Origin of the sequence: Sphingomonas turrisvirgatae (genome assembly GCF_001721295.1) — a bacterium.
GTDB classification, from domain to species: domain Bacteria; phylum Pseudomonadota; class Alphaproteobacteria; order Sphingomonadales; family Sphingomonadaceae; genus Sphingomonas; species Sphingomonas turrisvirgatae.
Genome location: NZ_MDDS01000031.1, coordinates 17,052 through 36,697, shown reverse-complemented (window position 1 = coordinate 36,697; position 19,646 = coordinate 17,052). Strand labels below are relative to the sequence as shown.

Here is a 19,646-nt window from a genome sequence, read left to right as displayed (position 1 = left end):
TTTTCGCGCCAGTCGTCGGGCTTGAACCCGACCAGAATGCCGCCCGGCACCTCGACCACCGGCCGCTTGATCAGCGACGGGTTGGCTGCCATCAGGGCGGGGAGGCAATGGCCGAGACGGTCGCGTTCCTGACGCGGCGCGGCATCCCGGTCATGGGGCATATCGGCTTGACGCCGCAGGCGGTGAATGCGTTGGGCGGCTATGGCGCGCGCGGGCGCGGTAATAGTGAGTATGCCAAGATCATCGGCGATGCGCGGGCGGTGGCCGAGGCCGGTGCCTTTGCGATCGTGGCGGAGGGCGTAGTCGAGACGCTGGCGAACGAGATCGTCGCCGCCGTGTCGTGCCCGGTGGTGGGCATCGGCGCATCGAGCCAGTGCGATGGTCAAGTGCTGGTGACCGAAGACATGCTGGGCCTATTCGAGCGAACGCCGCGGTTCGTAAAGAAATTCGACGACATGGCCGGCCGTATTTCCGCCGCGGTCGAGACCTATGCCGGCCAGGTGCGCGATCGCAGTTTCCCGGGTGGCGAGCAGGTTTACAAGCCCAAGGACTGATCGCTTTCGTTTCCACCGGAGCGCGGCTAAGGTCCGCGCCCGCAAGACACCCTTGATCCGACGGAGTTCCCCTTGGCGTTGAGCCCCCAGAGCAACGAAGCCTTTTTGCGCGAGGTCGATGAAGAACTGCGCCGCGACCAGGCGTTGCACGTCTGGCGCAACTATGGCCGGTGGATCATCGGCGCCGTCATCCTGGGGCTGATCGCCTTTGCGAGCTTCCTTTACTGGCAAGGCCATAGCGAAGGCCGCCGCGGCGAAGAGGGCGAGAAGTTCAAGGCTGCCTTCAAGGCGCTGAGCGAGAACAAGGCGCAGGAGGCCGAGGCTCCGCTCAAGGAACTCGCGCAGTCGAGCTCCGACGGGTTCAATGCCATGGCGCGGTTCACGCAGGCCGACGTTCTGTTGCAGAAGAACGATCTGAAGGGCGCGGCCGCGATCCTGGGCGGAATTGCTGGCGATACCGGCCTTGCGCAGGAGTTTCGCGATCTGGCGCTGATCCGTCAGACCTCGGCTGAGTTCGATGCGCTGAAGCCCGAGCAGGTGATCGATCGGCTGAAGGGGCTGGCGGTCAAGGGCAATGCCTGGTTCGGCAGCGCGGGCGAACTGGTCGCCATTTCCTATCTGCGGCAGGGCAAGCGCGCCGAGGCCGGCAAGCTGTATGGCGACATCGCCAAGGACGAGAGCGTTCCGCGATCGATCCGTCAACGCGCGGTACAGATGGCCGGCGTACTCGGCGTGGATGCGATCGTGGATCAGGGTGAGGACAAGAAGGCGAAATGATGAAGTCGGTTCGAGTGCCGGTCGCGATTGCCGCGCTGGCGGTCCTCAGTGCATGCGGCATCTTCAAGGGCAAGGGCGATAAGACCCCCGTGCTGGGGCAGCGCGTGCCGATCCTGGCGGCGGAGGCCGGCGTCTCGGCCGACGCGTCGATCTCGGAGGTGGCCGTCGTGCTGCCGCCAGCGGCACCCAATACCGACTGGAATCAGCCGGGTGGCAACGCTGCCAAGTCGATGGGGCATCTGGCGCTGAGCGCGTCTCCAGTCCGCGTCTGGGGGGCAAGCATTGCCGGATCGACCGGCCGTGCGCGGCTTGCCGCTTCGCCGGTCGTGGCCGGAGACACCCTGTTCGTCATGGACAGCGATGGCGTCGTCCATGCTTTCGACGCGCAAAGCGGCGGGCAGAAATGGACGCTTGCTACGGTCAAGGACAAGGAAAATCGCAACGCCGCGTTCGGCGGTGGCGTCAGCGCCGACGGGGCGCGCGTGTTTGCCACGAACGGCCTGGGTGAAGTGATCGCGATCGACGCGGCAAGCGGTGCAGAGGCATGGCGTGTCAAGCCCGGCGGGCCGTTGCGCGGGGCGCCAAGCCTGTCGAGCGGCAACGTCTATGTGCTGAGCCAAGATAACCAGATGTTCGCGCTGTCACAGGCCGACGGCGCGGTGATCTGGCAGCAATCCGGCACGCTCGAATCGCAGGGCGTGTTCGGCGTTGCCGCACCGGCGGAAGCGCAGGGCACTGTGGTGGTCGGCTATTCCTCGGGCGAACTCGGCGCTTATCGCTACGAAAATGGCCGGTCGCTGTGGAACGACACCTTGTCGCGCTCGACCATCTCGACCTCGGTCTCCAGCCTCGCTGATATCGACGCTGATCCGGTCATCGATCAGGGCCGTGTTTATGCCGTTGGGCAGGGCGGACGCATGGCGGCAATCGAACTGGCCACTGGCCAGCGGTTGTGGGAGCAGAATGTCGCCGGCATCTCGACCCCCTGGGTCGCGGGCGAGTGGCTGTTCGTCATGACCGATGATGCCCGGTTGATCGCGATTGCGCGCGGCACGGGCAAGATCCGCTGGATCGCGCAGCTCAAGGGCTGGAAGAACGAGAAGAAGAAAACCGGCGCGATCAGCTGGACCGGCCCGGTGCTCGCCGGCGACCGGCTGTGGCTCGCCAATTCGGAAGGCGAACTGGTGTCAGCTTCGCCGACCGACGGCACCCTGGGCACGGCGATCAAGTTGGAAGGCGAGGTGAGCCTTAGCCCAATCGTCGCCCACAACACGCTGTATGTGCTGACCGACAAGGGGCGGCTCGCGGCCTACCGCTGAGGTGTTTGAAGTTCAGCGCCTATCGCTGAAGGGGATGTTGCGGTAGGAGGAACCCATGCGTCCTACCGTAGCCATCATCGGCCGACCTAATGTCGGCAAATCGACCCTGTTCAATCGTCTGGTCGGCAAGCGTCTTGCGCTGGTCGACGATCAGCCCGGCGTGACCCGCGACCGGCGGGAAGGGGATGCCGACCTGTTGGGCGTGCCATTCCGCGTCATCGACACAGCGGGGTATGAGGACGAGGATCCCGCGACGCTCCCCGGCCGGATGCGCGTGCAGACCGAAGCTGCGGTGCGCGAGGCGGATGTCGCGCTATTCATGATCGACGCGCGGGCCGGTATCACACCGCTTGACGAAGAAGTCGCCCGGTGGCTGCGCAGTTCGGGCACGCCGATCGTGCTGCTGGCCAACAAGGCGGAAGGGCGCGCGGCCGAGCCGGGTATTCACGAGGCGATGGCGCTGGGCTTGGGCGATCCGGTGCCGTTCTCTGCCGAGCATGGCGAGGGCATCGCCGACCTGTTCGGGGCGTTGCTCCCATATATCGATCGGGAGGATAAAGAAGCGGAGGCGGACGAGGATTCGCCCAACGCGCCGCTGAAGCTTGCCGTAGTCGGACGGCCGAATGCCGGCAAGTCGACGCTGATCAACCGCCTGATCGGCCAGGATCGGCTGATCACGGGTCCTGAGGCCGGCATTACGCGCGACTCGATTGCGATCGAATGGCTTTGGGAGGATTTCGAGGGGCAGATGCGCCCCGTCCGGCTGATCGATACCGCCGGCATGCGCAAGCGTGCCAAGGTCGAGGAAAAGCTGGAGAAGCTGTCGGTCGCCGATACGCTTCGTTCGATCGACTTTGCCGAGGTGGTCGTGCTGCTGCTGGACGCGACTCGCGGGCTTGAGGTGCAGGACCTGAAGATCGCCGACAAGGTTCTGCAGGAAGGGCGCGCGCTGGTCATCGCGCTCAACAAATGGGACGTGGCGGAAAATGCCTCCAGCCTGTTCAACGGGGTCAAGGGCGCGCTCGATGAAGGTCTGGCGCAGGTGAAGGGCGTGCCGTTGCTGACTGTCTCGGCAACGACGGGAAAGGGGCTGGACACGCTGATCAAGGTCGCTTTCGAGACCCGCGAAGCCTGGTCGCGTCGGATCACGACCGGGCAGCTCAACCGCTGGTTCGAACGTGCGATCGAGACCAATCCGCCGCCGGCGCCGGGCGGCAGGCGGATCAAGCCGCGCTATGTCACCCAGGCCAAGACCAGGCCGCCAAGCTTCATCCTGTTCGGTACGCGCGTCGATCTGTTGCCCGCCAGCTACGAACGCTATCTCGTCAATTCGATGCGCAAGGAATTCGGGTTCGGCGCTGTACCGGTCCGCATGACGATGCGACCGTCAAAGAACCCTTACGACAGGGATTAAGCCGGCTCCTACACCGCCACGCTGACACCCGTGTCAACCAGACGTTTACGCCTTCGCGATATCGGTAACGATATTACCGGTGGCCGGGTGAAGGGTTGGGGATGGCGACGTACGATATGCATGCACTGGTTGACTGGCGCGCCTTTTCCCAGGCGCGTGCCGAACTGGGCGCCAACTTCGTGCGGATTCTGGGCTATTTTGCCGAAGATGGCGTCAAATCTCTGGAGCGGATCGAAGACGCGATGCGCAACGGCAATGCCGCGTCGCTGGTGATCCCCGCACACACGCTGAAGGGCGAGGCGCATCAGTTCGGGGCAGAGCCGCTGGCGGAATGCGCCGCGGCGATCGAGGCGATCGGGCGCCACTGCGTGGAAAACCGCTATGAGCCGAGCGAGGCGCTGGAACATGTCGTCCAGCTGCGCCCGTTGTTCAACGCGACGCTCGCGCTGCTGGAGCGCGAGGCCAACCCGCTGGTCGACCGCCGCCAGGGTTTCGGACGGCGGGTCGGATAACCCTCAGCCCTCTTCGGGCTTCGAGTTCAGCTGAACATAGTTCTGGATGCCCATGCGTTCGATCATCTCGAACTGGGTTTCCAGCGTGTCGATATGTTCTTCCTCGCTGTCGAGGATCCGCTGGAACAAGTCGCGGCTGACATAGTCACGCACCGTCTCGCAATGTGCGATCGCGTCGCGCAGGACGTTCACCGCTTCATATTCCAGCTCGAGATCCGCCTTCAGCACTTCCTCGACCGTCTCGCCGATGCGCAGGCGCCCGAGCAGCTGAAAGTTCGGCAACCCGTCCAGGAACAGGATGCGCTCCGCCAGCCAATCGGCGTGCTTCATCTCGTCGATCGATTCGTGGCGCTCGAACTCGGCGAGCTTCTTGACCCCCCAGTGATCGTACATGCGATAGTGGAGCCAATATTGGTTGATCGCGGTCAGCTCGCCCTTGAGCACCTCGTTCAAGTAATCGATGACCTTGGGATCGCCCTTCATGGACCGCGCCTCACATTGTTTCGCGGACGATCATAGCGGCAGATTACGGCCGCGGACAGCCGAATAATGGCTGATTTCCGCGGTTTTCAGCAGTTGCGAACGCTAAGCAGCAGCGCGTTCGGAATCGATGATGGCGCGGGCGAACGGCACGCACTGCCCGCATTTGGCCTGGCGCCCCAATGCCCGATAGGCCTGACAAGCGCTGATCGCGCCGTCACGAGCTGCCGCTCGAACATCCTTTTCGCGTATTGCATTGCAGACGCAGACGACCATCGGAACCCTCTCGCTGTTCGCAAGAGATAAGGCGAATGCGAGTGATTCGCAACGGTTATTGCATGGCATTCGCAATTTGCTATTGCTGGGCAGTGCGGCGCATCGGCTGAATTTTTCCGCGTGCCAAGCTGCGCCATAACCATTCAAGCGGACCGTAGGCGAATCGCTCGAGCCAAGGCTTCGACCACAGCAGCATCAGCGCCCAGATGGCGAGAACGACCAGATATACGGTGGCGCGCGACAGGTCGCCGTACCAGCCGAGGCCATAGCCGTAGAACAGCGTCGTACAGATGAGGCTGGTGCCGAGATAGTTGGAGAAGGCCATGCGCCCTGCCGCGGCTACCCGCGTAGTGAGCGGGCCACCGGGTCGCATCAAGAGGATGATGAGGCACGCCCACGCGAGGATGGCGAAGGGGCGGAGAAAAGTCGTTGCCGGCATCACTGCCGTGACCACCGTCACCAAGGCGAAATCGCTGGCGATCATCCATGCGGCGAGCAGCCCGTAGATCGGCAAGGACACCGCAAAGCCGATCGCTGCCCATCGGACGTAGCGCCGCCGCTCCCACGCGCCGGTCAGCAGGCCGGTGCGGAACGCCGCCATGCCGAAGAGCATATAGGCGAGCGTCTCCCAGCCATATTGGAACAAGCCGGTGATCGGGCCAAACCGCGCCTCACTGAACCGGTCGGTCGCGATGTCGAGCCATGAGCCGCGATGCAGCGTAACCTGTTCGGCGAGCCAGGCATCGGACGGTTTTCCAAAACCGTGAGTCAGCCCCTCTACCATCTCGTGCATCGACGGATCTGCCGGCTGGCCCTGGGCAGCCTGCAGCATCAGCGGCAGCATCGTGACAATCATCGCCTGAACGATCAACAGGACAGTGCCGACGAGGACCATGGTGCGGGGCCGCGCATCGCGGAACAGGAAGGCGATCATACCGATGATCGCATAGTTATTGAGGATGTCGCCCCACCAGATCAGCCACAGATGAACCAGGCCGAAGACGAGCAGCCAGATCATGCGGCTGTAATGGATGATGGCGGCATTCTCGCCCTTCGCGCTGGCGCCATCGATGACCAGCAGCGTCGAGGCGCCGAACAGGAACGAGAACAGGCCGCGCATCTTGCCGTCGAATAAGACGAAATTGAACAGCCAGATGGCGAGATCCGCGCCGCTACTGCCCCCATAGGCTGCCGGATTGTAATAGGCGGGTGCCGGCATCGCAAAGGCGATGATGTTGAGCAGCAGGATGCCCATCACGGCTACGCCGCGCACGGTATCGAGCGTCACGAAGCGATCGGTCGCGGTCGTCAAGTCGGTTCCCCCCGGAACGGCCGGTCATCGGCCCGGCCATCTTGACCCAATCAGCGCGGGATGTCGTCAGCCAATTACCGCAATTCCTTGCGGATCATGAGTTTCAGCGCCGACCAGCTGTCGTCGACCGCGCAGACCTTCACATCGACCAACTCTAGCGGCAATGCGACTTCGCGCACGGTGTCCTCGGTCACGTCGGTATCGATCCTGGCAGCCTGCTTTGGCCAGGATACCCAGATGAAGCCGCTCGGTGCGATCAACTGGCGCAAGGCGGCAACTTCCCGCGCCAGTGCCTCACGGTCAGCGACAAAGATATGCGCCGCGTCGATGCCGGTGCTGGGGGCAGCAAGCAGGGTTAGGCCAAGGTCGTTGAGCGCGACAGCGTCGCGCACGCTGTCGGGCATGTCGACGACGAACACGCGCATACCGGGCTTGAACCCGAGTTTGTCGGCAAGCGGGGTAGTGGAATAGCCGGCGGTCATAAGCGTCTGCCTCCCTTGGATCGGTACGGAACGTGCGAGCTTCACATCTTCAACGCGCCAGGCGCCGGTCGGTTGAACGCAGTGCCGGCCGCGGAGACTGGCATAGGTCGGGCGGGCGGGAAACAGGGCTCTGTTGGGATTGTCAAAGGGGGTTGAGGAGCACAGGCTGCTAATATGCCGATCATGCCGCTAACCGCGCCGTTCGTGTCCCTGGCCTTGCTCGGAAGCGCTGCGGCTGTTGGGACCGACGAGCGTGTCGCCGACGTTATCCACGCCGACCTGCCGTTGTTTGGTGAAAACGATGCGAAACATCCGGCGCCCTTCAGCGAGGGTGAAGGCGAAAATTACTCGTGTGGATATGGCAGCCGGGTGAGATGGGGTGACTGGAAGTTCACCGATCCGCAGGACCCTGAAGCTGGACATTGGTATCGCTTCACCAACTACGGCGTTTTCCACTGCTATGCGATCACTCGCGATGCGAGTGATCGCGATCAGCTGAAGGACAGCAGGTTCGAATATTCGTTCTTCGTTCCGGTTGGAAGAACGCGCGTGGGCGGACGTCCGATCGAGTTATGGGCCATGCAGATCGGCAGCCGGCCGGGGAGCAGCTATCATCTGCTTGCGCGTTAGGCGGGTGAGGGTGTCATCGCTCGCTTCACGATGCTGCAGCAGCGCTGTCCACGCGGGTCGATCCGCGGTGCCGGGCAGATCGACATCGCCAGCACAAGATATTGCGCGATCAACAGCAAAGCCGAGTTGCTGGCGCTCGCCGAGGCGATGGCAAAGCTGCCGGCGCTCGGCGTGATAGAGCATGTCGGCGCTGCGGCAGACCTTGAGGGCTGACTGCGGCGGTTTACGCGACCTGCGCGTCGGATCCCATCAGCTTGGGGAAGAAGCCCTCATGCGCTTCCCGCAAGTCGGCAACGCTGACACACCAGTCGCCCTCGTCCAGTTCGAAGATCAGGCGGTCCTTGATCGTGCGGCCCATCGGGTCGGCGGGGACGTCGGCGGCGCTGGCGGCGGTGAGGAATTCGGTCAGCGCTTCGTCCGGCACGGTGACGATGTAGAGGCCCTGATCCTCGCCGAAGAACGATCCGGCGACGCCGAACGGCTGGGCCTGATCGATCATCGCGCCGATGTTGCTGGCGAGTGCCATCTCGGCGAGCGTTACCGCGACGCCGCCGTCCGACACGTCGTGCACGGCATTGACCAGGCCGCGCTCGATGCAGTCGCGGATGAAGTCGCCAGTGCGCTTTTCGGCGCGCAGGTCGACCGGCGGCGGCGGGCCTTCCTCACGGCCGTGGATTTCGCGCAGCCAGATGCTCTGCCCCAGATGACCGCCGCGCTCGCCGACCGCGATGATCGCGTCGCCGGTCGCCTTGAAGCCGATCGTCATCGATTTCGACCAGTCGGCGAGAAGGCCGACACCGCCGATCGCGGGGGTGGGCAGGATGGCGGAGCCGCCGCCCGTTGCCTTGGACTCGTTGTAGAGCGACACGTTGCCCGAGACGATCGGATAGTCGAGTGCGCGACACGCTTCACCCATGCCTTCGAGGCAGCCGACGATCTGGCCCATGATCTCGGGGCGCTGCGGATTGGCGAAGTTGAGGCAGTTGGTAATCGCGAGCGGTTTCGCGCCCACCGCCGTCAGGTTGCGCCACGTCTCGGCGACCGCCTGTTTGCCGCCCTCGACCGGATCGGCGAAGCAATAGCGCGGGGTGCAGTCGGTGGTAATCGCGAGGCCCTTTTGCGTCCCATGAACGCGAACGACCGCTGCGTCGCCGCCGGGGCGCTGAACCGTGTCGCCGCCGACCATGTGGTCATATTGTTCCCAGATCCAGCGGCGCGAAGCGATGTCGGGCGAGGCCATCAGCGCGAGCAGGTCGGCGACGATGTCACTGCTTTCCGGTTCGTCGGCGAGGTCAGCCGGCTTGGGCGTCGGCACATGCGGACGGTCGTAAAGCGGCGCTTCGTCGGCGAGCGGCGCAAGCGGAATGTCGGCAACGGTCTCGCCCTTCCACTTCAACACCATGCGGCCGGTGTTGGTCACCTTGCCGATGACGGCGAAGTCGAGTTCCCATTTGCGGAAGATCGCTTCGGCAAAGGCTTCGCGGCCGGGCTTGAGCACCATGAGCATGCGCTCCTGGCTCTCGCTCAGCATCATCTCATAGGGCGTCATGCCGGTTTCGCGCTGCGGCACGTCGTCCATGATCATTTCGATCCCGACGCCGCCCTTCGACGCCATTTCGACGCTGGACGAGGTGAGGCCGGCGGCGCCCATGTCCTGGATGGCAACGATCGCGTCGGATGCCATCAATTCAAGGCAGGCTTCGATCAGCAGCTTTTCGGTGAAGGGGTCGCCGACCTGGACGGTGGGGCGCTTCTCGTCCGAATGCTCGTCGAAATCCGCGCTGGCCATGGTCGCGCCATGGATGCCGTCGCGGCCGGTCTTGCTGCCGACATAGACAACCGGATTGCCGATCCCGGCGGCGGCGCTGTAGAAAATCTTGTCAGTCTGGGCGACGCCCACGGTCATCGCATTGACCAGGATGTTGCCGTCATAGGCCTTGTGAAAATTGACTTCGCCGCCGACCGTGGGGACGCCGACGCAATTGCCATAGCCGCCGATACCGTGAACGACGCCGGCGATGAGGTGGCGCATCTTCGGATGATCGGGCCGGCCGAAGCGCAGCGCGTTCAGGTTGGCAACGGGGCGCGCGCCCATCGTGAAGACGTCGCGCAGGATGCCGCCGACGCCGGTGGCCGCGCCCTGATAGGGTTCGATATAGGAGGGGTGGTTGTGGCTCTCCATCTTGAAGATCGCGGCCTGGCCATCACCGATGTCGATGACGCCGGCATTCTCGCCCGGGCCGCAGATCACCCACGGCGCCTGAGTCGGCAGCTTCTTCAAGTGAATGCGGCTCGACTTGTAGCTGCAATGTTCCGACCACATGACCGAGAAGATGCCGAGTTCGGTGAGGTTCGGCTCACGGCCGAGCGCATGCAGGACGCGGTCATATTCCTCGGGGGACAGGCCGTGTTCGGCGACGATCTGTGGCGTGATCTGGGTCATGCGGGCGCGCATAGCGGGGCATGGGGGATTCGTCACCCCGGCTAAGCATCGGTTCAGGCGGTTTGTGCGTTTTGCCGCGCATGACGGCGATGGCGCTATCTTCCCCGCGCGAGCGGATCGGCGGCGCGGCAGCGGCGCTGGGGGTGACCGGGATCCTGGGCGCGGTGCTGGTGCTGGGGCTTGCCGTGCATGGCGGGCTGGTAAAGCCGGATGGTGAAGTGACGCTGTTCGACGTGCTGCCGGAGCCGCCCAAGCCCAAGCCGAAGAGCGAACGGATGAAGCAGCGCAACACGCGGCCGTCCGGTGCCGCCGCGCCGCCCAACCTTAAGTCGCGTGCGACCGAAGTACAGGTACCCAGGCCGATCGTCCCGATCGTCGTGCCGCCGCCGCTGCCGATCGCTGAAAAGGCGGCGGACGGCGCGCAGGCGACAAGCGGCGCGGCATTGGTGGCGGGGCCCGGCACGGGTGCCGGCGGCATCGGGGACGGGTTCGGCGGTGGCGGCGATGGCGATGGCGACGGGGCCGGGGACCGGGACGCCACGCCGCCGCGGCAGATCCGCGGCCGCATTAGCAACCGCGATTATCCCGAAAACCTGTCGGAAGCGGGAATCGGCGGTCGTGTCACGGTGCTATACCTGGTGGAGACCGATGGCCGCGTGGCAGAATGCGACGTGGTGGGATCGAGCGGCAATCGGCAGCTGGACAACTGGACCTGCCAGCTCATCCGCGAACGGTTTCGCTTTCGCCCCTCGTTGAACGATCGCGGCCGTCCGGTGCCGGCGCTGGTTCGCGAAAATCACTATTGGCAGACTTGGCGCGAACCGGCGGACCGCTAGCGATCGAGAAACCGCAGCAGCCCGCCGCGCGACATGGCTTCGAATACCGTCTCCTTGCCCGGATCGAGAATCTGGTTGTCGGCCAGCCATGCTTCGACCTCGGCGAGGTCGGGCACGACATAATCGACCAGCCGCCGGCCGCTGGTTCGCAGCGTCTCGATCGTTCGGATCAGCGAGCCGGTGCGCGCGATCGAATCGGCGACCGAGATGGTGTCGAGGCCGAGATGCTCGGCGATCAGGCTGTTGCGGATGGCGGCGATGCGCGTGGCGGTCGCGTCGTCGGTTGCGGCCAGTGCGACGTCGCATTCGGTGTCGAGGCCGAGCGAGCGGTTGTTGATGTTCGACGATCCGATGCGCAGCACGCGGTCGTCGATCACCAGGATCTTGGCATGGACATAGATCGGCGCGCCGCCCGAGGTCACCGGGTGGTAGATGCGCAGGCGGTCATGCGGATCCTGCTGCTTCAGCGACTGGAACAGGCGGGCGCGGGCAGTGTCCATCGCCTCCTGCTCGAGCCAGCCGTCGGCGGCTGCCGGGTTGACGACGACGATCTCGGGCCCGTCCGGCTCGGCCAAGCGCCTGGCCATCGCCTCGGCGATCCGGCGCGAGGCGAAATACTGGCTTTCGGCATAGATATGCCGGCGCGCCGTCGCGATCAGGTCGAGATACAGCGCCTCGATCTCGTGGATCGGTTCGGATCCGGGCATTTCGGGCTGGGTGCGGGCAATGGCGATGCGTGTGTCGGTGAAGTCCGGCGTGAGGTTGTCGGGCCAGCATTCATTCTCGACATCAGGCGAGACGATCGCACCGCCGCCTGCACGATGCCAGCGTTCGCGGCACAACTGTCCCAACGCACGCGCCGCCGGGCCCTGGATTGCCGTCGTGGCATCGTGCCACGGCATATAGTCGCAACCATCGGGATCGGTGCGCGCGCAAACATCGGCGTGATCGCGCGTGTCCCAGCGCGACAGAGTCATGTCGATGCCGCCGCAAAAGGCGACGCAATCATCGATGACGACGATCTTCTGGTGATGCGACGCGCCGGCCGGATGCGTGCTGTCGAGCTTGAGATGCACCTGGGCATCGAACCGCCATTTGAGCAGCGTGCGAAACGTCTTGCCGCGAAACAGCGTCTTCAGCGCGCCGAGATCCCAGCGCAGGATATGCACCTGAAGATCCGGATTGCGCGCGATCAGCCAGCTGATGAAGGCGCCCACTTCGCGCGGCTCCTCGGGGTGGTCGGGCGGATCGTCGTGGTTGAGCAGGATGCGCGCATCGAAGTCCCAGCCGATCAACAGGATCTGCTGCTTTGCCTTGAGCATCGCCTGGCGCGCCGCGCGGAAATAGGCGTCCGCATCGACGATCACGGACAGCTTCGTCGCTTCCGCAACGCGCCAGCAATTGCGTCCCGGTTCGAAGATCAGGGCGTCACTGTTCGTTTCGGGCATGTTGCGGCGATACCCTGCGCCACCGGCAATTGCCATGCACGTCGGCTGGAAATTTGCCGCAAATCTGCTATCGGTCGTGCATGTCCGTAAGTTGCGTCGCACCTTCGTTACAAGCGCTTTGGCAATGCGATCTGCGCGATCAGTCGCTGACGTGGAGTCCGGGCGTATACGAGTTGTTCGGCCTGCCGCGCGACGCGTCGGTTCAGCGGGACGACATTGTGGCAATGTACCTGCCCGAATCGCGCAACCAGTTGGCCAGGCTGCGGAGCACGGCGCTTGCGACGCTCGGCAGCTTTACCTTCGAAGCGCAGATCAGGCGCGCGGACGGCGAATTGCGCTGGATGCGGGTCACTGCCGACGTGGCGTGCGAAGATGGGGTAGCGCGCTATCTTTATGGTTCGAAGGTCGACGTGACCGACGAGATGAATGCGCGTCAGCGCGCAGCCTAGAGGATTTCGCGCACCGATTCGGGTGGCCGGCCAAGCCGCACGCCCTTGTCCGTTTCGACCAGCGGCCGTTCGATCAGGATCGGATCGGCGGCCATCGCGTCGAGGATCGCTTCGTCATCGGCATTCTTGAGCGCCTTTGCGCCATCCTCACCGCGACGCAGGCCATCGCGCGGCGCGATCCCCGCCCTGGCATAGAGCCGCGCCAGTTCGGCCCGCGCAGGTGGGGTCTTGAGATATTCCACCACCGTCACCTCGGCGCCGGCATCCTGCAGGATCGCCAGCGCCTCACGCGACTTCGAGCAGCGCGGGTTGTGATAGATGGTCGCCTTCACGCCGCCTCGTCCTGCGACGCCAACCAATCCTCCAGCCATTTGATCGTATAGTCGCCCTGCTGGAACGCGGGCACGTCGAGCAGCGCCTGGTGAAGCGGGATGGTGGTCTTCATGCCGTCACCCGCGATGACGAACTCCTCCAGCGCGCGGCGCAGGCGGCGCAGCGCGCCTTCCCGTGTCTGGCCGAACACGATCAGCTTGGCGATCATGCTGTCGTAATAGGGCGGCACCTTGTAGCCCGAATACAGGCCGCTATCGACGCGCACGTTCATCCCGCCCGGTGCGTGATAGGTGGTCACGCGGCCCGGCGAGGGCGCGAAGGTTCGCGGATCCTCGGCATTGATGCGACATTCGATCGCGTGGCCGCGGAACTGCACGTCTTCCTGCCGCAGCGTCAGGCCATGGCCCTCTGCGACGCGGATCTGCTCACGCACGAGGTCGAGGCCGGTGATCGCCTCAGTCACCGGATGTTCGACCTGAAGCCGCGTGTTCATCTCGATGAAGTAGAACTCGCCATTTTCCCACAGGAACTCGATCGTTCCCGCGCCGCGATAGCCCATGTCCGCCATCGCCTTGGCGCAGATGTCGCCGATGCGGTTGCGCTCTTCAGTCGACAGGACCGGGGAGGGGGCTTCTTCGAGCACTTTCTGGTGGCGGCGCTGGAGCGAGCAATCACGTTCGCCCAGATGGATCGCGTTGCCGTTGCCATCGCCGAACACCTGAATTTCGATATGGCGCGGGTTGCCCAGGTATTTTTCGAGGTAGACGGTGGCATCGCCGAACGCCGCCTTCGCCTCGCTGCCGGCCTGCTGCATCAGCGTTTCGAACTGATCGGGGTCGTTGCAGACCTTCATCCCGCGACCGCCGCCGCCCGACGCGGCCTTGATGATCACGGGATAGCCGATCTCGGCCGCGAGCTTCTTGGCCTCGGTCACGTCGCTGATCGCGCCGTCCGAACCGGGGACGAGCGGCAGGCCGAGCGCGCCGGCGGTTCGCTTGGCCTCGACCTTGTCGCCCATGATGCGGATATGTTCGGCCTTCGGGCCGACGAAGATGAGGTTATGCAGCTCGACGATCTCGGCGAACTTGGCGTTTTCCGAGAGGAACCCATAGCCGGGATGGATCGCGTCGGCGCCGCTGATCTCGGCGGCCGAAATGATATTCGGGATGTTGAGATAGCTGTCGGCAGCCGCGGGCGGCCCGATGCACACCGCCTGGTCGGCGAGGCGCACATGCATGGCATCGGCATCGGCGGTCGAGTGGACCGCCACCGTCTGGATGCCCATTTCATGGCAGGCGCGATGGATGCGCAGCGCTATCTCGCCGCGATTGGCGATCAGGAGCTTCTTGATCTGCGGCACTGGATTACTCGACGACGACGAGCGGCTGGTCGAACTCGACCGGCTGGCCGTTCTCGATCAGGATCGCCTTGACGGTACCGCCATGCGGGGCGGCGATCGGGTTCATGACCTTCATCGCCTCCACGATCAGCAGCGTCTCGCCGGCCTTCACCTGCGCGCCCACGGCAATGAACGGCTTGGCACCCGGCTCGGCGGCGAGATAGGCGGTGCCGACCATCGGCGACTTGACCGCATTCTCGTGCGCCGGCGTGATCTGGGTCGGGTCGGACGGCATTGCGGCGGCCGGCGCGGCGGCAGCCGGTGCGGGCTGGGCCATCGGCGGCGGCGCATAGGCAACAGCGGCGGGAGCCGCGGCCTTGCGCGCGACGCGCACCTTGCGGTCGCCGTCCTCGACCTCGATCTCGGTCAGGTTGGTGTCATCGAGCACGCTCGCGAGCTGGCGCACCAGCTCGATGTCGACGTGCATTCCCTTGCTATCTTCGCTCATGGGGCGGTCCTCTGTCAGAGACGCGCGGCGGCTTCAAGCGCAAGCAGATAGGAAAGCGCGCCGAAGCCGGCGATGGTTCCCTTCGCCGCCTGGCCGACAAGGCTGACATGGCGGAAGGATTCGCGCGTGTGCGGGTTGGAAAGATGAACTTCGATCACGGGTGTGCGGATCGACTTGATCGCGTCATGCAGCGCGACGGAGGTGTGGGTGTACGCACCGGCATTGAGCAAGACCGCCCGTGCGCCACGCGCCTGCGCCTCGTGCAGCCAGTCGATCAGATGACCTTCATGGTTGGACTGGCGCATGTCGATGGCGAGGTCGAGATCGCGCGCGCGATCCTCGAGCTGGCCGGCGATGTCGTCCAGTGTGTCCGAGCCGTAGATTTCCGGCTCACGCGTGCCGAGCAGGTTCAGGTTCGGACCGTTGAGGACATAGATCGTGTCGGCCATGCGGTCTCCGTTTGAGCGTTGCGCGCAAATCCCTATATCGCGGCCAAGCGAAAGGACCAGCATGCAGACTCACCCGGATGGTACGATCTCGATTGTCGTGAACGGCGAACACAAGCGCGTGGCCGGCGGGATCACGCTGGCAGCGTTGGCGAGCGAACTCGGGCTGGTGCCGGAGAAGGTTGCGGTCGAGCGGAACCTTGAAATCGTGCCGCGCTCTACGCTGGCGCAGGTGGTGGTTGAGGACGGCGACGAGATCGAGATCGTGCATTTTGTTGGCGGTGGCGATCATGCAGCGGCGATCGCTGATGATAGCTGGTCGGTTGCGGGCAAGACGTTCCGCTCACGCCTGATCGTCGGCACTGGCAAGTACAAGGATTTCGCGCAGAACGCCGCCGCGGTCGAGGCGTCGGGCGCGGAGATCGTCACGGTGGCCGTGCGGCGCGTGAACGTCAGTGACCGCAATGCGCCGATGCTCACAGACTATATCGATCCCAAGAAGATCACCTATCTGCCCAACACGGCCGGTTGTTTCGACGCCGAAAGCGCGATCCGCACGCTTCGGCTGGCGCGTGAGGCGGGCGGCTGGGAGCTGGTGAAGCTGGAAGTGCTGGGCGAGGCGAAGACGCTGTATCCCGACATGGTAGAGACGCTGCGCGCGACCGAGATCCTGGCCAGTGAAGGCTTCAAGCCAATGGTCTATTGCGTCGACGATCCGATCGCGGCGAAGCGGCTGGAGGATGCCGGTGCGGTGGCGATCATGCCGCTGGGCGCGCCGATCGGATCGGGGCTGGGCATCCAGAACCGCGTGACGATCCGGCTGATCGTCGAGGGCGCGAGCGTTCCGGTACTGGTCGATGCCGGGGTCGGCACGGCGAGCGACGCCGCGGTGGCGATGGAACTGGGCTGTGACGGCGTGCTGATGAACACCGCGATCGCAGAGGCCAAGGATCCGGTCACGATGGCACGCGCGATGCGGCTGGCGGTGGAAAGCGGACGGCTGGCGTATCGCAGCGGGCGGATGGGCAAGCGGCGCTATGCCGATCCCTCGTCGCCGCTGGCGGGGTTGATCTAAAGCCTCGCCACCAGCCAGACTGTCACACCGCCGCATTGGGGGTCCTCGGCACGGTAGGCGAGCTCGGCAAGGCCGCAGCTCGCAAAGGCGGCGCGATACTCGGCCGGCGAGAGGCTGGCATGGTAGAGTGCCTCGCCTTCGAACTCGCCGATGCGGACACCGCGTTCGGGACCCGCGTTGAACATTGCGATCCCGCCCGGCTTCAGCCAGGCGGCGATGCGAGGGATCATGCGCTGTTGCGCCGCGGCATCGAGGTGGAACAGGCTGCTCCACGCGATAACGCCGTCGAAGGTTGCCGCGTCGGCTGCGAAACTGCGCATGTCGCTCTCGACCCATCGGTGGCGGAAGAAGCGGGTCCGCGCGAGCTGTATCATCGACGGGGCGATATCGACGCCGGTCATGTGGAAACCGCGATCGCACAAAAAGCGCGCGATGGGCTCGCCGCCGCCGCAGCCAAGGTCGAGGATATTGCCGCCGACCGGCAAGGCTCGCGCAAAACGTTCCAGCCATGGGCGTTCCAGGAAAGACCGCCGACGTGCGGCATCGAAGGCATGCGCATGACGCTGGTACAGCGCGGCGATGCGGTCAGGCATCGTTTGCGGTGGAATGCGGAACCGTGACCATGCCCCGTCGGTTCTTCCTGCAACCAATATGGATCAAGGAGCGAACATCATGGGCGAACTCGTCGACAAGATCAAAGGCAACATCAACGAAGCGATCGGCAAGGCGAAGCAGGAGAGCAACAACCCCGATATGCGCGCCGAGGGCCATACGCAGGAAGCGCACGGCAAGGGCCAGCAGTTTGCCGGCAAGGTGAAGGGCGCACTGGGCGACGACATCTGACGTAAAAATGCTTAAGCGAAATTAGGGTCGTTTCCTGCGGGAGACGGCCCTTTTTCGTGGGTGAGCGGATTCGACTTGTTAACGTTCATGTGGCTTACTCTGTGCGTCCGGGGCGGGCCCGGGCATGCCAGCCAGCCGGGGGGCTGAGAGCCATGAACGCCGTGACGCACCATCCAGTCCTTCCGTTTGCAAGCGATGATTGGCGGATCGAGCCGCGCGGCAGCGTGGGCGAGGTTCTGTCCAGGGCGCGCGAGCGCTGCGCCATGAGCATCGAGGATGTCGCCGCGACGACGCGCGTGCCGGTTCGCTATCTCGCCGCAATCGAGGCTGAGCGCTTCGACCTGATCCCAGGACTTGTGTACATCAAGGGCTTCGTCAAAGCATTCGCTCGTGCGGTCGGACTTTGCGAGCGCTGGGCGGCGGATGCGATCAAGGCGGCGTTGGCTGATCGGCGCGCAGTCGCCTAACGGTTCCGGATCGCCGTGACGGTCGTCGCGGGCGTGATGTATTCGACATCGGTCTTGAGATGCAGCAGGCGCACGCCGCTTTGCGCGAGCGCGCGGTCCAGCGCCGGGGCGAACTGCGCCGTCGTCTCCACCGTTTCGGCCCAGCAGCCATAGGCGCGAGCGAGCGCGGCGAAATCGGGGTTGTGCAGCGTGGTGCCCGAGAGGCGCGTGGGGAATTCGCGCTCCTGATGCATGCGGATCGTGCCGTACGCACCATTGTCGATGATGAGAACGAGCATGTTTGCGCCGTGCTGGATCGCGGTCGCCAATTCCTGCCCGTTCATCAGGAAGTCACCGTCGCCGGCGATTGCGATGGCGAGCTTGTCGGGCCGACGCAGCGCAGCGGCCAGCGCGGCCGGTGTGCCATAGCCCATCGCGCCGGCCGTCGGCGCCAGTTGCGACGGTTGCGCGCCATAGTGCCAGTAGCGGTGCCACCAGGCGGAGAAATTGCCCGCGCCGTTGCAGATGATCGCATCGTCGGGGCCGAGCCGCTCGCGCATCGCAGCGACGCATTGGCCGAGGTCCAGCGTGACGCCGTCGCGCGGAGCCGGGGTGGACCAGTCCAGCCATTCGGCATGGGCCTGTGTGCCGGCCGTCCGTGCAACGACTTCGCCGGGTGAGACGGTCATTGTCATGGCGAAGGCGCCGGGGTCGGCGCAGATCGCGACATCCGCCCGGTAAACGCGATTGAGTTCGTTCGGATCGGGGTGGACGTGGACCAGCGTCTGTCCCGGATGATCCGGCGTGATCAACGTATAGCCGTCCGTCGTCGCTTCCCCCAGCCGGGCACCGAGCACCAGGATAAGGTCGGCGGCCTTGATCCGCGCGACAAGCGCCGGGTTGGGGCCATAGCCCAGATTGCCGGCATAGACCGGGCAGGTGTTGCTGACCGCATCCTGCCGGCGAAAGGCGGCGGCGAGGGGTATGCCGAACTGCGTGGCGAATGCTTCCACATCGGCGGCGGTCTCGGCATCCCAATGCGCGCCGCCGATGATGGCCACCGGTCGCTCGGCCTGGACGATCAGGTCGCGGACATGAAGGTCGGCGGCGGCGTTGCTGTCCTGTACCGGGCGGGCGAGCCTTGGACGGTCAATCGCTTCGGCCATGTCCATCAGCATGTCTTCGGGCAGAGCGATGACCACCGGCCCGGGGCGCCCGCTGACCGCGACGTTCCAGGCGCGGGCGACATATTCCGGAATGCGCCGCGCATCGTCGATGCGTGTCGCCCACTTGGCGAGCGGGGCGAACATCGCGGGAAAGTCGACTTCCTGAAAGCCTTCGCGGTCGCGCATGCCGCGATCGACATCGCCGATGAACAGGATCATCGGGATCGAATCCTGCATCGCGACATGAACGCCGATGCTGGCATTGGTCGCCCCAGGGCCCCGGGTGACGAAACAGATGCCGGGGCGGTGGGTCATCGCGCCGTCGGCACAGGCCATGAATGCCGCGCCACCTTCTTGCCGGCACGTCACCAAGTCGATCGTGGGCGTGTCGTGCAATGCGTCGAGGACGGCCAGGAAGCTTTCCCCGGGCACGTGGAAGATGCGGTCGCAACCCTGCGCTACAAGGTTGTCGACGAGGATGCGGCCGCCGGTGCGCAAGTTGGTCATGGCGGTCTTGTGCCCCTCGGCGTCCGCGAAGTCGAGATGGTTACGGCCGTG

Annotated in this window: 24 protein-coding genes and 1 pseudogene; 12 read left to right on the top strand and 13 right to left on the bottom strand. The window is 64.8% G+C overall.

Translation table 11 applies throughout. The features are described 5' to 3' along the window. A partial coding sequence (locus tag BFL28_RS21500) for an arsenate reductase family protein (RefSeq protein WP_420911766.1) occupies positions 1 to 92 on the bottom strand: 92 nt, incomplete at its 3' end. On the opposite strand from BFL28_RS21500, the pseudogene BFL28_RS12410 reads away from it, so the two are divergent. The 5 genes and pseudogenes from BFL28_RS12410 to BFL28_RS12390 all read left to right on the top strand — a co-directional run. Beyond that, positions 93 to 554 (top strand): annotated as a pseudogene (locus BFL28_RS12410) (3-methyl-2-oxobutanoate hydroxymethyltransferase); the annotation flags it as partial. 72 nt (positions 555 to 626) lie between these two features. Beyond that, positions 627 to 1,331, top strand: a complete 705-nt coding sequence (locus tag BFL28_RS12405) for a tetratricopeptide repeat protein (protein ID WP_069320863.1) — start codon at positions 627 to 629, stop codon at positions 1,329 to 1,331. Then, positions 1,328 to 2,650, top strand: a complete 1,323-nt coding sequence (locus BFL28_RS12400) for an outer membrane protein assembly factor BamB family protein (protein WP_069320862.1) — start codon at positions 1,328 to 1,330, stop codon at positions 2,648 to 2,650. Before BFL28_RS12405 ends, BFL28_RS12400 begins: the two co-directional genes overlap by 4 nt. Before the next feature lie 55 nt (positions 2,651 to 2,705). Further along, positions 2,706 to 4,064, top strand: a complete 1,359-nt coding sequence (gene der, locus BFL28_RS12395; RefSeq protein ID WP_069320861.1) for a ribosome biogenesis GTPase Der — start codon at positions 2,706 to 2,708, stop codon at positions 4,062 to 4,064. 101 nt (positions 4,065 to 4,165) lie between these two features. Further along, positions 4,166 to 4,576, top strand: coding sequence for an Hpt domain-containing protein (locus tag BFL28_RS12390; RefSeq protein WP_069320860.1), 411 nt, complete (start codon positions 4,166 to 4,168; stop codon positions 4,574 to 4,576). 3 nt (positions 4,577 to 4,579) lie between these two features. Here BFL28_RS12390 and bfr read toward each other — a convergent pair whose 3' ends face one another. The 4 genes from bfr to BFL28_RS12375 form a co-directional block, all read right to left on the bottom strand. Next, positions 4,580 to 5,059, bottom strand: a complete 480-nt coding sequence (gene bfr, locus BFL28_RS12385) for a bacterioferritin (protein ID WP_069320859.1) — start codon at positions 5,057 to 5,059, stop codon at positions 4,580 to 4,582. A 102-nt stretch (positions 5,060 to 5,161) separates the two neighbouring features. Further along, positions 5,162 to 5,332: a (2Fe-2S)-binding protein gene (locus tag BFL28_RS20215; protein ID WP_079247110.1), complete on the bottom strand. Its 171-nt coding sequence runs from the start codon at positions 5,330 to 5,332 to the stop codon at positions 5,162 to 5,164. A gap of 79 nt (positions 5,333 to 5,411) precedes the next feature. After that, positions 5,412 to 6,644 carry a DUF418 domain-containing protein gene (locus BFL28_RS12380; protein ID WP_069320858.1) on the bottom strand — a complete coding sequence of 411 codons (1,233 nt, stop codon included), beginning with the start codon at positions 6,642 to 6,644 and terminating at the stop codon, positions 5,412 to 5,414. Positions 6,645 to 6,718: 74 nt separating this feature from the next. Next, the gene (locus BFL28_RS12375) at positions 6,719 to 7,126 is read right to left on the bottom strand and encodes a DUF3052 family protein (protein ID WP_069320857.1); all 408 of its coding nucleotides are present in this window, start codon (positions 7,124 to 7,126) and stop codon (positions 6,719 to 6,721) included. A gap of 174 nt (positions 7,127 to 7,300) precedes the next feature. Here BFL28_RS12375 and BFL28_RS12370 point away from each other — a divergent pair, with 174 nt between their 5' ends. Further along, on the top strand, positions 7,301 to 7,756 hold the full coding sequence (locus BFL28_RS12370; RefSeq protein WP_069320856.1) for a hypothetical protein: 456 nt from the start codon (positions 7,301 to 7,303) through the stop codon (positions 7,754 to 7,756). A gap of 30 nt (positions 7,757 to 7,786) precedes the next feature. Beyond that, entirely contained in the window at positions 7,787 to 7,969 is a 183-nt protein-coding gene (locus BFL28_RS12365; protein ID WP_069320855.1) for a hypothetical protein, read from the top strand. Positions 7,970 to 7,979: 10 nt separating this feature from the next. On the opposite strand, the gene purL is transcribed toward BFL28_RS12365, so the two are convergent. Then, complete coding sequence (gene purL / locus BFL28_RS12360; RefSeq protein WP_069320868.1) at positions 7,980 to 10,199, bottom strand: phosphoribosylformylglycinamidine synthase subunit PurL; 2,220 nt, start codon at positions 10,197 to 10,199, stop codon at positions 7,980 to 7,982. A gap of 89 nt (positions 10,200 to 10,288) precedes the next feature. Here purL and BFL28_RS12355 point away from each other — a divergent pair, with 89 nt between their 5' ends. After that, entirely contained in the window at positions 10,289 to 11,035 is a 747-nt protein-coding gene (locus BFL28_RS12355) for an energy transducer TonB (RefSeq protein WP_241527315.1), read from the top strand. Here BFL28_RS12355 and BFL28_RS12350 read toward each other — a convergent pair. Beyond that, the gene (locus BFL28_RS12350; protein WP_069320867.1) at positions 11,032 to 12,483 is read right to left on the bottom strand and encodes a phospholipase D-like domain-containing protein; all 1,452 of its coding nucleotides are present in this window, start codon (positions 12,481 to 12,483) and stop codon (positions 11,032 to 11,034) included. The two genes, BFL28_RS12355 and BFL28_RS12350, sit on opposite strands and share 4 nt — an antisense overlap. An 80-nt stretch (positions 12,484 to 12,563) precedes the next feature. On the opposite strand from BFL28_RS12350, the gene BFL28_RS12345 reads away from it, so the two are divergent. Further along, entirely contained in the window at positions 12,564 to 12,932 is a 369-nt protein-coding gene (locus BFL28_RS12345; RefSeq protein WP_069320853.1) for a PAS domain-containing protein, read from the top strand. On the opposite strand, the gene arsC is transcribed toward BFL28_RS12345, so the two are convergent. The 4 genes from arsC to aroQ are packed head-to-tail and all read right to left on the bottom strand — an operon-like array spanning position 12,929 to position 15,561. Next, positions 12,929 to 13,264 (bottom strand): arsenate reductase (glutaredoxin), encoded by a 336-nt coding sequence (arsC, locus tag BFL28_RS12340; RefSeq protein WP_069320852.1) that lies wholly within the window; start codon positions 13,262 to 13,264, stop codon positions 12,929 to 12,931. The genes BFL28_RS12345 and arsC overlap by 4 nt on opposite strands. Further along, positions 13,261 to 14,625: an acetyl-CoA carboxylase biotin carboxylase subunit gene (accC, locus tag BFL28_RS12335; RefSeq protein ID WP_069320851.1), complete on the bottom strand. Its 1,365-nt coding sequence runs from the start codon at positions 14,623 to 14,625 to the stop codon at positions 13,261 to 13,263. The genes arsC and accC overlap by 4 nt, the downstream gene beginning before the upstream one ends. 4 nt (positions 14,626 to 14,629) lie before the next feature. Continuing rightward, the gene (accB, locus tag BFL28_RS12330; RefSeq protein WP_069320850.1) at positions 14,630 to 15,112 is read right to left on the bottom strand and encodes an acetyl-CoA carboxylase biotin carboxyl carrier protein; all 483 of its coding nucleotides are present in this window, start codon (positions 15,110 to 15,112) and stop codon (positions 14,630 to 14,632) included. A 14-nt stretch (positions 15,113 to 15,126) separates the two neighbouring features. Continuing rightward, on the bottom strand, positions 15,127 to 15,561 hold the full coding sequence (gene aroQ, locus BFL28_RS12325; RefSeq protein WP_069320849.1) for a type II 3-dehydroquinate dehydratase: 435 nt from the start codon (positions 15,559 to 15,561) through the stop codon (positions 15,127 to 15,129). Positions 15,562 to 15,622: 61 nt separating this feature from the next. Between aroQ and thiS the strand changes: the two genes are divergently transcribed. Beyond that, entirely contained in the window at positions 15,623 to 16,633 is a 1,011-nt protein-coding gene (gene thiS / locus BFL28_RS12320) for a sulfur carrier protein ThiS (protein ID WP_079247109.1), read from the top strand. On the opposite strand, the gene BFL28_RS12315 is transcribed toward thiS, so the two are convergent. Beyond that, the gene (locus tag BFL28_RS12315; RefSeq protein WP_069320848.1) at positions 16,630 to 17,226 is read right to left on the bottom strand and encodes a class I SAM-dependent DNA methyltransferase; all 597 of its coding nucleotides are present in this window, start codon (positions 17,224 to 17,226) and stop codon (positions 16,630 to 16,632) included. The genes thiS and BFL28_RS12315 overlap by 4 nt on opposite strands. A gap of 79 nt (positions 17,227 to 17,305) precedes the next feature. Between BFL28_RS12315 and BFL28_RS12310 the strand changes: the two genes are divergently transcribed. Together BFL28_RS12310 and BFL28_RS12305 are read left to right on the top strand one after the other, a co-directional pair. After that, a complete protein-coding gene (locus BFL28_RS12310) occupies positions 17,306 to 17,476 on the top strand; it encodes a CsbD family protein (protein WP_069320865.1) in 171 nt (56 codons plus the stop codon). Positions 17,477 to 17,628: 152 nt separating this feature from the next. After that, positions 17,629 to 17,943, top strand: coding sequence for a helix-turn-helix domain-containing protein (locus BFL28_RS12305; RefSeq protein ID WP_069320847.1), 315 nt, complete (start codon positions 17,629 to 17,631; stop codon positions 17,941 to 17,943). On the opposite strand, the gene BFL28_RS12300 is transcribed toward BFL28_RS12305, so the two are convergent. Further along, entirely contained in the window at positions 17,940 to 19,595 is a 1,656-nt protein-coding gene (locus tag BFL28_RS12300; protein ID WP_069320846.1) for a thiamine pyrophosphate-binding protein, read from the bottom strand. The genes BFL28_RS12305 and BFL28_RS12300 overlap by 4 nt on opposite strands. Between the last annotated feature and the right edge of the window lie 51 nt (positions 19,596 to 19,646).